The 13,219-nt window shown below is 62.1% G+C and carries 12 protein-coding genes; 10 read left to right on the plus strand and 2 right to left on the minus strand.

Annotated elements, in window-relative coordinates; translation table 11 throughout:
- The first annotated feature begins 165 nt into the window (after positions 1-165).
- The 5 genes from OKC41_RS00350 to OKC41_RS00370 all read left to right on the plus strand — a co-directional run bounded on the left by OKC41_RS00350 (position 166) and on the right by OKC41_RS00370 (position 6,601).
- Positions 166-1,092, plus strand: coding sequence for a cation diffusion facilitator family transporter (locus tag OKC41_RS00350; protein ID WP_041214996.1), 927 nt, complete (start codon positions 166-168; stop codon positions 1,090-1,092).
- Positions 1,093-1,489: 397 nt separating this feature from the next.
- The gene (locus OKC41_RS00355) at positions 1,490-2,005 is read left to right on the plus strand and encodes a hypothetical protein (RefSeq protein WP_191967279.1); all 516 of its coding nucleotides are present in this window, start codon (positions 1,490-1,492) and stop codon (positions 2,003-2,005) included.
- Between the two features lie 638 nt (positions 2,006-2,643).
- A complete protein-coding gene (locus tag OKC41_RS00360; RefSeq protein ID WP_201893720.1) occupies positions 2,644-4,185 on the plus strand; it encodes a TerC family protein in 1,542 nt (513 codons plus the stop codon).
- A gap of 175 nt (positions 4,186-4,360) precedes the next feature.
- Complete coding sequence (locus OKC41_RS00365; RefSeq protein ID WP_201893718.1) at positions 4,361-5,470, plus strand: alkene reductase; 1,110 nt, start codon at positions 4,361-4,363, stop codon at positions 5,468-5,470.
- A gap of 144 nt (positions 5,471-5,614) precedes the next feature.
- Entirely contained in the window at positions 5,615-6,601 is a 987-nt protein-coding gene (locus OKC41_RS00370) for a zinc-binding dehydrogenase (RefSeq protein WP_201893716.1), read from the plus strand.
- A 78-nt stretch (positions 6,602-6,679) separates the two neighbouring features.
- Here OKC41_RS00370 and OKC41_RS00375 read toward each other — a convergent pair whose 3' ends face one another.
- Positions 6,680-7,699, minus strand: coding sequence for an adenosine deaminase (locus OKC41_RS00375; RefSeq protein WP_201893715.1), 1,020 nt, complete (start codon positions 7,697-7,699; stop codon positions 6,680-6,682).
- Positions 7,700-7,900: 201 nt separating this feature from the next.
- On the opposite strand from OKC41_RS00375, the gene OKC41_RS00380 reads away from it, so the two are divergent.
- From OKC41_RS00380 to OKC41_RS00400, 5 genes are all read left to right on the plus strand, one after another.
- Complete coding sequence (locus OKC41_RS00380; protein WP_010675115.1) at positions 7,901-8,650, plus strand: HAD-IIA family hydrolase; 750 nt, start codon at positions 7,901-7,903, stop codon at positions 8,648-8,650.
- A 141-nt stretch (positions 8,651-8,791) separates the two neighbouring features.
- Positions 8,792-9,160, plus strand: a complete 369-nt coding sequence (locus tag OKC41_RS00385; protein ID WP_041213049.1) for a cupin domain-containing protein — start codon at positions 8,792-8,794, stop codon at positions 9,158-9,160.
- Positions 9,161-9,365: 205 nt separating this feature from the next.
- The gene (gene asnB / locus OKC41_RS00390) at positions 9,366-11,030 is read left to right on the plus strand and encodes an asparagine synthase B (protein WP_201893713.1); all 1,665 of its coding nucleotides are present in this window, start codon (positions 9,366-9,368) and stop codon (positions 11,028-11,030) included.
- A 167-nt stretch (positions 11,031-11,197) separates the two neighbouring features.
- Positions 11,198-11,698, plus strand: a complete 501-nt coding sequence (locus OKC41_RS00395) for a thioredoxin family protein (protein ID WP_201893711.1) — start codon at positions 11,198-11,200, stop codon at positions 11,696-11,698.
- Between the two features lie 128 nt (positions 11,699-11,826).
- Positions 11,827-12,450: a glutathione S-transferase family protein gene (locus OKC41_RS00400; RefSeq protein ID WP_039038772.1), complete on the plus strand. Its 624-nt coding sequence runs from the start codon at positions 11,827-11,829 to the stop codon at positions 12,448-12,450.
- Between the two features lie 72 nt (positions 12,451-12,522).
- On the opposite strand, the gene maiA is transcribed toward OKC41_RS00400, so the two are convergent.
- Positions 12,523-13,161: a maleylacetoacetate isomerase gene (gene maiA / locus OKC41_RS00405; protein ID WP_010675120.1), complete on the minus strand. Its 639-nt coding sequence runs from the start codon at positions 13,159-13,161 to the stop codon at positions 12,523-12,525.
- Positions 13,162-13,219: the final 58 nt, after the last annotated feature.

Below are 13,219 nucleotides of genomic sequence, written 5' to 3' on the forward strand. Positions count from 1 at the left end.
CCTTGTTCCCATCCTTTGCTTGATGCCGGCATTCCGGCGACAACGACCGTTCGGACCTGCCTCTTTGCGGGTGTCCGAACCAGTCCGCTCACATGTGAGCGGGCAGTATATCAGCTAGAAAACCGCTTGCGCGCGCAATCTTCACCATTTGAAAGGAGGACTTTTATGGCTCACTACAGCCATGTTATCAGTACGCTTATTCGCACCGAAAAACAGGCGCTGACCCTGTCGCTGTTTGGTTGCATCACCTTTGCCATTTTCGGGATCGGCTATGGTCTGTTCGTCGGTTCCAACGCCATCATGCTGGACGGCATCTTCACCCTGTTCAGCATGGGCATGACGGGCCTTGGGCTCATCACCGCCTACCTGGTTACCCGCCCCTCCGACGCCCGTTTCCAATACGGCTACGCCCACTTCGAACCCATCGCCAACGTCATCAACGGCGCCATCATTCTGCTGCTCTGCCTCGGTGCCCTCTATGGCGGCATCACCTCCCTTCTGGCGGGCGGACGAGAAATAGATCTCGGCCACGCCCTCATCTATGCCGTCGTCTCCACCTTCTTCTGCGGCATCCTCTATCTCATCGAGGCCGACGTGGCCGAGCGGGTCAACTCCGAGCTGGTGCGGGTGGACTCCAAGGAGTGGCTGGTGGATACCCTGCTCAGCGCCACCCTGCTCATCGGCTTTCTGGTCGCCATCGGGCTCGATACCCTGGGTTACGGCCACTACAACCGCTACATAGACCCGGTGCTGGTCTCGCTGCTGGCCCTGTGTGCCACCCTCATCCCCATCAAGGTGCTCGGTCGCAACCTGCGGGAAGTGCTGAAGATTGCCCCCAAGGGGGATGTCTCCCGGCTGGTGGCCAGCGAAGTCGAAGCCCTGCGCCTGCGCCATGGGGTCGAGTGCTACAGCCACCTGGCAAAAAGCGGCCGCCGCTTCGATCTCGAGCTCAACATCCTGGTGGCCCCCGGCCAGGAGTGGCCCGTCGAGCGCCAGGATGCCCTGCGCCAGGAGCTCTGGTCCCGCCTCGGCGATACCCTGGGGGACGCCTGGCTCTCGGTCTGCTTCACCCGCGAGAAACGCTGGCTCTGACCCGGACTGCACGCTGAATGACGCGCGGGGCTGCACAGCCCCGCTCGATGACTCATCCGGGATCCCCACTCCGGCGTTGGTTGTTCTGCACTTTTCTCCTGTGTCTCCCGAGTCTCCCCGTGTTCTGCCCTCTGCGGGTGTGCTCAACGGACCTCTGGTCCCAGGACATCCACCAGTGTTCCTCCCCCGCCAAAGACACAAACGTTTGCCACCCCTGTTGGATCAAGATTTATTTTCATCCCATACCAAACAAATAAAAATTCGTTGCTAAAAGAAAGTGTCACCGCTATTTATTTGTGTGCAGGGAGGCGGTGATTGAATGCCAAAGAGGGAGTTGTTATTAACCGGAAAAATAAAATAACAAACATCGTATCATTATACAGTTGAGGCAATATCCATGAAAAACACAGTCATTGCTGTCATGACGCTGATCATGACCGGTGCGGCACAAGCTGCCATTCCCCAGTTGAATTATGAGTGCCCGGGCCAGATCCAGTTTCACAGCGATGAAGGGGGCCCCGTCTATATCAACGGCCAAGAGGCCAAGGTCAAGGAGTACGGTGAGGACTTCTTCGAGGTGAAGGGGTCAGGAGTCATTCTCTCCATCAGCAACATCAACGGGAAATACGACGTCTCTTACAACAGCAAGAATGGCTCCGGCGTCTGTCATCCCGTCTCCACCGCAGCCCCTGCTGCTGCGACTTCCCACAAGGCCAGTCCCGCCGAGAAAGCCTGTCTCAAGGCGGTCTCCGACAAGACAGACGTGGCACAACAGCAGCTCCAGGTGATCGACGTGATGGACTCGGAAGCCGGGGTTGGCGTCACCATCAAGGTGCCGGGTGCCGATGCCCCCTGGTCCTGTCTGAGCGACAAGAAGGGGCATGTTCAGGGCGCGGCCTATACCGGCAATTGACCTGACGACCAGGGTTAACGTCCCCTGAAACAACCAGTGTGAGCGCAAACGAGGAGGCCTGGGCCTCCTTGCTTTTTATACGCTGAATATATGATTCATGTGAATTAGTTGGTGGCGAACAAGTTAAATCTAGAATAATAACTCCATATCAAACACCATAACCCCCTCTATTCCTTCTTTCTCCCATGACACAGCCGCAATATTTCCCCCTGAAACAAATTATTACAAAAACAATGGATATATATGAGCCTGATGAATCCGGTTGTTGGTATCAGATCGTTTATTTTCCTTGTTCAGCACCTATATTTGTGATCGTGTCAATGTGTCGCTCTTTTATCTCCAGTCAAACTTGGCTGCGCATCAATGCCCCTTTCCCTTGCCTCCCCCGTCGGCAATCCCCTCGTCGCGTCCCCCTGACAGCCCCCTTGCCAAATGGCGGCGAGTCGTTATCATCAGGGCTCACTTTTGACCCGAGGTTTTATTGCCCATCATGGACAATCCCCGAAGTAGCCCTTCGTCTTTTCCCATCAAAGCCTATCTGTACCTGCTCAACCAACGCCTCTGAAGCGATCGTCTCCGTCACCACGGCCACGCCGTGACCACGATTCACTGCATCTGTCTTCATTGAGGTCAATCACATGGAATTCTTGCTGGACCCGTCAATCTGGGTCGGTCTTCTTACCCTGATCATCCTGGAAATCGTTCTCGGGATCGACAACCTGGTCTTCATCGCCATCCTGGTGAAAAAACTGCCCCCCGCCCAGCGGGACAAGGCGCGCATCATCGGTCTCTCCCTGGCCCTGCTGATGCGCCTGGGACTGCTCACCATCATGTCATGGCTGGTCACCCTCACGGCTCCTCTGCTGCACATCTGGGATCACCCCTTCTCCGGTCGGGATCTCATCCTGATGGGAGGCGGACTCTTCCTGCTGTTCAAGGCCACCTCCGAGCTGCATGAGCGACTCGAGGCCAAGCCCGAGGAGCAAGGCGGCACCGGCGTCTATGCCGGGTTCGGGGTGGTGATCGCCCAGATCCTGGTGCTGGATGCGGTCTTCTCCCTGGACTCCATCATCACCGCCGTCGGCATGGTGGATCACCTCGGCGTCATGATGGCGGCCGTGACCATCGCCATGGTAGTGATGGTGCTCGCCTCCAAGCCCCTGACCCGCTTCGTCAACGCCCACCCCACTGTGGTGGTGCTCTGCCTGAGCTTCCTCTTGATGATCGGCTTCAGCCTGGTGGCGGAGGGCTTCGGCTTCCACATTCCGAAGGGCTACCTCTACGCGGCCATCGGCTTCTCGGTGCTCATCGAGTTCTTCAACCAGCTCGCCCAGCGCAGTGCCCTGCGCCACGAGGCGCGCCAGCCCCTGCGCGAGCGCACCACCGCCGCCATCTTCAAGCTGATGGGGGGGAACAAGCGCTCAGCCCACCCGCAGGAGGACGAGGAAGAGGTGCAGGCTCAGCCCCTGCCCCCCGGTTTCGGTGAAGAGGAGCGTTACATGGTGAGCGGCGTGCTGTCGCTGGCCGAGCGTTCCATTCGCACCATCATGACCCCGCGCTCCGAGATGGAGTGGATCGACGTGAGCGACAGCGAGGACGAGATCCGCGCCCTGCTGCAACGGGCCCCCCACAGCCTGTTCCCGGTCTGTGACGGGGAGCTGGACGAGATCATCGGGGTGGTCAAGGCTCGGGATCTGCTGTTTGCCCTCAACGAGGGGCAATCCCTGGCAGCACTAGCCAGACAGAACGAGCCCGTCATCGTGCCCCAGACCATCAACGTGATCCGGCTGCTGGCGGAGCTGCGCCAGGCCAGGGGCAGCCTCATTCTGGTGGCGGACGAGTTTGGCGTCATCCAGGGGCTGGTCACCAACCACGATCTGCTGGAGGCCATCGTCGGCGAGCTGCCGGACGAGGACGAGACCCCCGATGTGGTGCGCGAGGGCGAGCACTGGCTCATCCACGGCACCACCAACATCCACCAGGTGGAGCAAGCCCTGAACTGCGACGGTCTGGTGAGCGAGAGCGACGAGTACGTGACCCTGGCGGGCATGTTGCTCTCCCACTTCGGCAGCCTGCCCGACGTCGGTCAGCAGTTGCACCTCGGCCAGTTCTGCTTCGAGGTCATGGCCGTGAGCGAGCGGCGCATCGAGCGAGTACGGGTCACCCCACTCTCCCTCTGATCATCGGTGGCAATGCAGCAAAAGAGGGCCTTTGGCCCTCTTTTTTCTGGCCCGAGCCCGGCCCCTCCCGCGCCATTGCTGCGATAACGGCAATTCTCTTCTGCAATACCCCCTCTTTTTCACAATAACAATCCCCTCTAGAGTCACCTCACTCCCAAAGATTGAGGAATCCATCATGCACCACGATCCCCTGTTCTGCCCCCTTCGCCTCGGCCAGCTGCACCTTGCCAACCGCATCGTCATGCCCCCCATGACCCGCTCCCGCGCCAGCCAGCCCGGGGACGTGGCCAACGCCATGATGGCGACCTACTACGCCCAGCGTGCCGGGGCCGGCCTCATCATCAGCGAAGGCACCCAGATAGATCCCCTGGGCAAGGGCTACGCCTGGACACCGGGCATCCACAGCGCCGAGCAGGTGGCAGGTTGGAAGCAGGTAACCGATGCCGTCCACGCCGAGGGTGGCATCATGTTCGCCCAGCTCTGGCACGTGGGCCGGGTCACCCATCCTGACAACATCGGCGGCGCCCAGCCCCTCTCCTCCTCCGCCATCCAGGCCAAGGGAGTGAAGGTGTTCGTCGACAACGGCAGCGATGCCCCGGGGTTTGTGGAGACCGTCACCCCGCGCGCCATGACCCAGGCCGACATCGACGCCGTGGTGGGGCAGTTTCGCCAGGCCGCCCGCAACGCCATGGAGGCGGGCTTTGACGGCATCGAGTTGCACGCCGCCAACGGCTACCTCATCAACCAGTTCCTCGACTCCGAGTCCAATACCCGCACCGACAGCTATGGCGGTTCGCTCGAAAACCGGCTGCGCTTCCTCAAAGAGGTGACCGAGGCGGTCAGTGACGAGATCGGTCCCGACCGGGTCGGGGTACGCCTTGCGCCGCTCACCACCCTCAACGGCACCGTGGATGCCAACCCCCAGGAGACCTATCTGGCCGCCGCGCGCCTGCTGGGCCAGCTCGGCGTGGTCTATCTGCACGTCGCCGAAGCGGACTGGGACGACGCCCCCCTGATGGCGGAGAGCTTCAAGCAGGGGCTGCGCGACGCCTTCCCCAACACCCTCATCTACGCCGGCAAGTACGATGGGGAACGCGCCCGCGCCGCCATCGAGGCGGGCTGGGCCGACATGATTGGCTTCGGTCGCCCCTTCGTGGCCAACCCCGACTTGCCGAACCGCCTGCGCCACGGCCATCCGTTCGCCCCCCATGATCCCGCCACCCTGTTTGGCGGCGGCGAGAAAGGGCTGACGGACTACCCCGTCTATGGGGCAGAGCGGGCATAAGGCGGCTGGCGCCGAACCTCTTCCAGGGCGGGCCCTCCAACAGGGGGCTCGCCTTGTTGTCTTGCCAGTGCAACAGCAGTTCAAGGCATTGTTACGCCATGTAATTCAATCAAGGCACCCACCCCTCTCATCCAAGGAGTCACCGTGACCCATACCCAGGCCTGGTGCTGGCACGCCCCCGGCGAACCGGACCAGCTCACCCTCACCCGGCAAGCGCTCCCCACCCCCGGGCCCGACGAGGTCCTCGTCGCCAACCGGATCATCGCCTTCAATCCGGTGGACTGGAAACTCATCGAACAGGGTCATCCCCACTGGCAGCCCGGCCATGTGCCCGGCGTCGATGGCATGGGCACCCTGGTGGCACTGGGGGCCAACGTCACCCACCTGCGCCCCGGCACCCGGGTCGCCTATCACACCGACTTGCGCCACGGCGGCAGCTTTGCCCGCCACACCCTGGTGCCGGCTCGCGCCCTGATGCCGGTGCCCGATGCCCTGAGCGACGAGGCGGCCGCCGCGCTCCCCTGCCCCGGCCTCACCGCCTGGCAGGCACTGGCCAAGCTGCCGCACCTGCACGGGGAGGCCCTGCTCATCACGGGGGCTGGCAGCAGTGTCGGCCGCTTCGCGGTGCAACTTGCCCTCCAGAAGGGGGCCCGCGTCTTTGCCAGCGCCAGCCCGCACCACCACCAGTGGCTCAAACAGCTAGGCGTGCAGGGGGTGGCGGACTATCGGGATCCCGACTGGCTGACCCAGTTGCAGGCCGCCAACGGCGGTGAACCCTTCGAGGGGATCATCGATCTGGTCTCCAGCCAGCAGGCAGAAGCCTTGCTGCCTGCCCTTGGCTATTACGGCCACATGGTGACGGTGCTCGGGCGCATCGCGCGCAACCCGCTGCCCGCCTTTAGCCATTGCCACTCGTTGCACGAGATTGCCCTCGGCGCCCAGCACGCCTTTGGCTCGGATAAACAGTGGAGCCGCCTGGTGGCGGCCGGTGTCGCCATGATGGCGCAGATGGCGAGCGGCGAGCTGACCCTACCGCCGCTGGTGGTGGGCGACTTCGACGCCCTGCCTGCCCTGCTCACCCGCGTCAAGCAGGAGGGACAAGGGGAGAAGTATCTGGTGCGGGTGGGTTGATACCCGCCCAACGATGGCACAAAGAGGCCCGCCAGCCATGGCGGGCCTCCTGCATTCAAGGTGTGCAAGGCGGCCTGCTCAGTGCAGGCTCACCCCGTGCAGGGCGGCATGGAGGCGAATGTCCCGGGTCAGGCGCACCTTGTCCGCAAGGCTCAGCCAGCTCGCCTCCACGGCATTGAGACTAAGGCGGCACAGCTGCTCCTGGCTGGCGCCAAGCCCGTCGGCCAGGGCCTGGAAGTTGGCCCCCAGGTATCCCCCGAAATAGGCGGGATCGTCGGAGTTGACGGTGACGCAGAGCCCCTGCTCCAGCAGCCTCAGCACATTGTGGTGGGCCATCTGGTCAAACACCCTGAGCCGCACGTTGGAAAGCGGGCAGACGGTGAGGGGCAACCGTGTGTCGGCCAGGTAGCTCAGCAGCGCGGGATCCTCGACGCAGCGCACCCCGTGATCGATGCGCTGCACCCCGAGCTCCCGGATCGCCTGCCAGATGTAGTCCGCAGGTCCCTCCTCGCCGGCATGGGCCACCAGCGGCAGCCCCAGCTCGCGGCAGCGAGCGAAGACCCGGGCAAACTTGCTGGGCGGGTTGCCCCGCTCCCCCGAATCGAGGCCGACCCCGTGCAGGCGCGCCAGGTGCGGCATGGCCTCTGCCAGGGTGGCGAATGCCGCCTCTTCACTCAGGTGGCGCAGGAAGCTCATGATGAGCCGCCAGCTGATGCCAAAGGCTGCTTCGCCAGCCTGCAACGCCCGCTCGATGCCCCCCAGCACGGTGGCAAAAGGCACGCCGCGGGCGGTGTGGGTCTGAGGGTCGAAAAAGATCTCCACGTGCACCACGTGATCGGCAACGCAGCGCTCGAGATAGGCCCAGGTGAGGTCGAAGAAATCCTGTTCATGGATGAGCACGCTGGCGCCGAGGTAGTAGAGATCGAGGAAGGATTGCAGGCCGTCGAACTCATAGGCGGCGCGCAGGCTGTCGACATCGGGCCAGGGCAGCGCCACCCCGTTGCGCTGGCCGAGGGCGAACATCAGTTCGGGTTCGAGGGTCCCCTCGATATGCAGGTGCAGTTCCAGCTTGGGCAAGCCGGCAATAAAGTGCTCCATGATGACGGCTCCATCGTCAGACTCCGTGCTGACACCACCGGGGCGGCGCCCTCCCTTCGCCTTCATTGTGCACCCATCTGGCCCGCCGGAGGAGACTTGTCATCAAAGGGCCTTATAATGGCGGCACAAAAACCATAACCGATTGAAGAGACGAACAGAGGGATGCCCTGTCCCCGCTCTTGCGCCCTACAAGGAGAATTCATGAAGAAAAACGTCATCTGTGACATTGACGGCGTCATCCTGCACAACAACGATCTCATTCCCGGCGCCGACCGCTTCGTCCACCGCCTGCTGGAGCAGGGCAGCAAGCTCCTGTTCCTCACCAACTACCCGGCCCAGACCCAGAAAGATCTGCAAAACCGCTTCCGCTCCGCCGGAATAGAGGTCCCCGAGGAGTGCTTCTACACCTCCGCCATGGGCACCGCCGACTTTCTCAAGCGCCAGGATGGCAAGAAGGCCTATGTGATTGGCGAAGGGGCCCTGACCCACGAGCTCTATAAAGCCGGCTTCACCATCACCGATATCGACCCGGACTTCGTGGTGGTGGGGGAGACCCGCAACTACAACTGGACCATGATGCAGCAGGGCGCCAAGTTCGTGGATCAGGGGGCCCGCTTCATCGCCACCAACCCCGATACCCACGGCCCCCTGATGTACCCGGCCTGCGGCGCCCTGTGCGCCCCCATCGAGCGGATGACCGGCAAGAAGCCCTTCTATGTCGGCAAGCCGAGCGCCTGGATCATTCGCGCGGCCCTCAACCGGATGGAGGCTCACTCCGACGACACCATCATCATCGGCGACAACCTGCGCACCGACATCCTGGCGGGCTTCCAGGCCGGTCTCGAGACGGTGCTGGTGCTCTCCGGGGTGAGCAAGGTAGCGGATATCGACCGCATGCCGTTTCGACCGAACCACATCTTCGACTCCGTGGTGGACATCGACATCGTCTGATCCCGGGTGCCGCCCTTCCGGTAGCCTTCAGCCTGCACGGGCCCCCTTGGCAAAGGGGGCCCGTTTCGTTTAACGTAAGCGCAACATCGTTAAACAAACTAAACGGGAGCAGGATGCTCCTTCGCCACTCAAGGACGCACCATGAAGAGCCTGAACGACTGGATCCTGCTGGACAAGCACACTGTCTCCCCCACCCCGCTGATGCCCGCCCCCGAGCGCATCAGGGCCGGAACGCCGAGCCAGACGGCATGGAACCACTACTCAGACCCGAGCCAGCAGTTTCACGTGGGCTTCTGGGCTTGCGAGCCGGGCTGCTGGGCCGTTCACTATACCGAACACGAATACTGCCAGATGCTGGAAGGGGAGGCGGTGATCCACGACGAGCAGGGCGGCCGGCTGCACCTCAAACCGGGGGATCAGTTCGTCATTCCCGCCGGTTTTGTCGGGCAGTGGGAGACCCTCACCCCTTGCCGCAAGCTCTATGTGATCTTCGAACCCGCCGCGACTTGACGCGCACGTCAACCCTGACCCTCTCTCTTCAGGCGGCCGGGCGGCCGCCATCCCCTGCGCAACTTGACGCTTACGGCATGATTTTCTGCGGTTTTCCCGCTTGCAAAAGGGTTTTCCGCTAGGCATTGTGATTGGCGAGGAATGTAAATGGAATTTCGAGCCCAAACGTGGGGGGCTCATATAAAAATCAAGAGGATTACCGCCAATGTGTTCTATTTTCGGCATTCTGGACATCAAGACCGACGCCACTGCCCTGCGCAAATCGGCCCTGGAGATGTCCAAGCGACTGCGTCACCGCGGGCCTGACTGGTCCGGCGTCTACAGCTCCGACAAGGCCATCCTGGTGCACGAGCGCCTGGCCATCGTCGATCCGGGCAACGGCGCACAGCCTCTCTACAACCCCGAGCGCACACACGTATTGGCCGTCAACGGCGAGATCTACAACCACAAGGAGCTGGAGAAGAACCTCAAGGTCGACTTCCAGTTCCAGACCAACTCCGACTGTGAAGTGCTGCTGGCCCTCTACAAGGAAAAGGGCCCGGCGTTCCTGGACGATCTGAACGGCATCTTCGCCTTCATCCTCTATGACGCCGAGCAGGATGCCTACCTGATTGGTCGCGACCACATGGGGATCATCCCCCTCTATACCGGCCGCGACGAGCACGGCAACTTCTACGTCGCCTCCGAGATGAAGGCCCTGGTGCCGGTGTGCAAGAGCGTCGAGACCTTCCCGCCGGGACACTACCTGTGGAGCAAGGATGGCGAGCTTAAAACTTGGTACAAACGGGACTGGATGGAGTACGCGCCGGTCGAGCACAACGTCAGCGACAAGGCCGAGCTCAAAGCGGCCCTGGAAGCGGCGGTCAAGCGCCAGCTGATGTGCGACGTGCCCTATGGCGTGCTGCTCTCCGGTGGTCTGGATTCGTCCGTCATCTCCGCCATCACCAAGCTCTATGCCGCCCGCCGGGTGGAAGACGATGGCAAGAGCGAAGCCTGGTGGCCCCAGTTGCACTCCTTCGCCGTCGGCCTGGAAGGGTCGCCGGATCTCGCCGCCGCCCGCAAGGTGGCCGATCACCTGGGCACCATCCACCACCAGATCCACTTCACCGTGCAGGAAGGGCTGGATGCCCTGCGGGACGTCATCTATCACCTCGAGACCTATGACGTCACCACCATCCGCGCCTCCACGCCCATGTATCTGATGGCGCGCTACATCAAGGCGATGGGGATCAAGATGGTGCTGTCGGGAGAGGGCTCCGACGAGCTGTTCGGCGGCTACCTCTACTTCCACAAGGCCCCCAACGCCCGTGAGTTCCACGAGGAGAACGTGCGCAAGCTCGCCTCCCTGCATCTGTATGACTGCCTGCGGGCCAACAAGTCCATGGCCGCCTGGGGCGTGGAAGGCCGCGTGCCCTTCCTCGACAAGGAGTTCATGGACGTGGCGATGCGCCTCAATCCCGCCGACAAGATGTGCGGCAAGGGCAAGATCGAGAAGCACATCCTGCGGGAAGCCTTCGAGGGTCTGCTGCCCCACGAAGTGGCGTGGCGTCAGAAGGAGCAGTTCTCCGACGGTGTGGGCTACTCCTGGATTGACAGCCTGAAAGCCATGGTCGAGGAAGAGGTGACGGATCAGATGTTCGAGGCCGCGGCCTTCCGCTTCCCCGTCAATACCCCGCTCACCAAGGAGGCGTACTACTACCGCGCCATCTTCGACGAGCACTTCCCGCTGGAGTCCGCCGCCCGCACCGTGCCCTACGGCAAGTCGGTCGCCTGCTCCACCCCGACCGCGCTCGAATGGGATGCCAAGTTCAAGGAGATGGCCGACCCCTCCGGTCGCGCCGTGATGGACGTCCACCAGCAGGGTTATTGATCGCCCCTGACCTGAATACAAAGCCCCTCTCGAGGGGCTTTGTTGTTTTCTGCCATTCCATTGCCGCTTTTTGCCTTTCCCTTCCCTGTTTGCGGCTTGGCGCAGGAAACGCCTCGTGTCACATTGTCTGCGCCTGGAAGCAAAGATAACGACACAAGGAAGAGACCATGAAACGACTGTTACTGCCCCTGATGCTGGGCACCCTCCTTTTCAATGGCGCCGCCTGCGCGGGCGACCACCTCTGGAGTCAGAGCCTGCCCGATTACAGCCAGGGTTATGACGAGACGCGGGATCCGGCCCGCGATCTCGCCGCCGCTACCGCCAAGGCCAGTGCCGAGGGCAAGAAAATCCTGCTGCTGGTGGGGGGCGAATGGTGCAGCTGGTGCCAGGAGATGAACCGCTTTCTAGACCGGGAACCCGATCTCGCCGGCCAGCTCAACCGCACCTTCGTGGTGGTCAAGGTGAACGTCAGCGAGCAGAACAAGAATGAATCCTTCCTGAAAGCCTACCCCGAGTATCTGGGGGTGCCCCACTTCTACGTGCTGGATGCCAAGGGCAGGCTGCTCGAGTCCTTCAACACCGGGCTGCTGGAGAAGGGGAAGAGTTACGACGGGGAGAAACTCGGCAAATTTATCGCCTATTTCCAGCCCAGGACCACCCACGGCTGACTCGCCAGTCAATAAAACAGGGCCCCGCACGGTCAGTGACAGTGCAGGGCCCTGATGGCTACGCAAACAGGGAAGTGGCATGTCTGCGACAAACAGGCCATCCATCACCCCGGACAAGGACGAAAAAGATGTTGCGAATACTGGGCAAGGCGTCGTCAATCAATGTGCGCAAGGTACTGTGGACCTGTGCCGAGCTGACCCTCCCCTTCGAGCTGGAGGAGTGGGGATCTGGCTTCAAACCCACGGATACCCCGGCGTTTCTGGCACTCAACCCCAACGCCATGGTGCCCGTCATTCAGGATGAGGATTTTACGCTGTGGGAGTCGAACACCATCATCCGCTACCTGGCGACGCGCCATGGTGCCAATGCACTCTATCCCGCCGAGGCGAGAGCCAGGGCCAGGGTCGATCAATGGATTGACTGGCAGGCATCGGACTTGAACACCGCCTGGCGCTACGCCTTCCTGTCGCTGGTGAGGCGCTCCCCCCAGCATCAAGACCATCAGGCCCTTCACGCAGCTTGCCTGCAGTGGTCTCACTGCATGGAGATCCTGGAGAGACAGCTTCAAACAACCGGAGGATATGTGGCCGGTCCGCACTTCTCGCTGGCAGACATTCCCATCGGGCTGTCAGTCAACCGCTGGCTGGAGACGCCCTATGATCGCCCGTCGCTACCCGCCGTGGACGACTACTACCAGCGACTGAAAGAGCGGCCGGGGTTTCGACGCTACGGGGCCAATGGCACGCCCTGAGGTGAGCAAGATAACCCGGGCAAGGAAAGAGACGGCAGACCGGGCCAACGCGCTGGCCCGGTCTGCACAGCTTCAGGGCTGGGCATCCGGCTGATTGGCGGGGGCGGCCTTGATAAAGGCCTGCAACTGCTCGCAGTTGGCGACGATGCGCGCAATGGTGGGGTAGTCATCCAGGGTCATGTCGAAGCGACGGGCATTGTAGACCTGGGGCACCAGCATGCAGTCCGCCAGGGTGACCTCGTTGCCCACGCAATAGATGCCGGCGGTGGTCATGAGAAGCTGCTCCAGCGCGGTGAAGGTCTCGTCTATCCAGTGGCGATACCAGGCATCCCGCGCCATCTTGCTCTGCCCCAGCTCCTGCTCCAGGTAGTGCAGCACGCGCAGGTTGTTGAGGGGGTGGGTGTCACAGGCGATCATGTTGACGATCTGGCGCACCCGGGCACGCTCGATGGGGGCGGAGGGCATCAGGGGGTAGGCGGGATAGGTCTCGTCGAGGTACTCCATGATGGCCACCGACTGACCCAGATGCACGTCATCGTCCACGAGAAACGGCACCAGCCCCTGGGGATTGACCCGGCGGTAGGCCTTCTCCTTCTGCTCACCCTGCCGCAAGTTGACCGGGTGCTGCTCATAATCGAGCCCCTTGAGTTGCAGTACCAAACGCACGCGAAAGCTGGCCGATGAGCGCCAATATCCAAACAACTGCAGCATAGTGTGTCCCTGTGGTGGCAGGTGTCTGCCACCTGCCGTGTCGCCCGCCCCTCCAGGG

The sequence above is a fragment of the Aeromonas sp. QDB17 genome (assembly GCF_027705305.1).
Taxonomy (GTDB): Bacteria; Pseudomonadota; Gammaproteobacteria; order Enterobacterales; family Aeromonadaceae; genus Aeromonas; species Aeromonas caviae.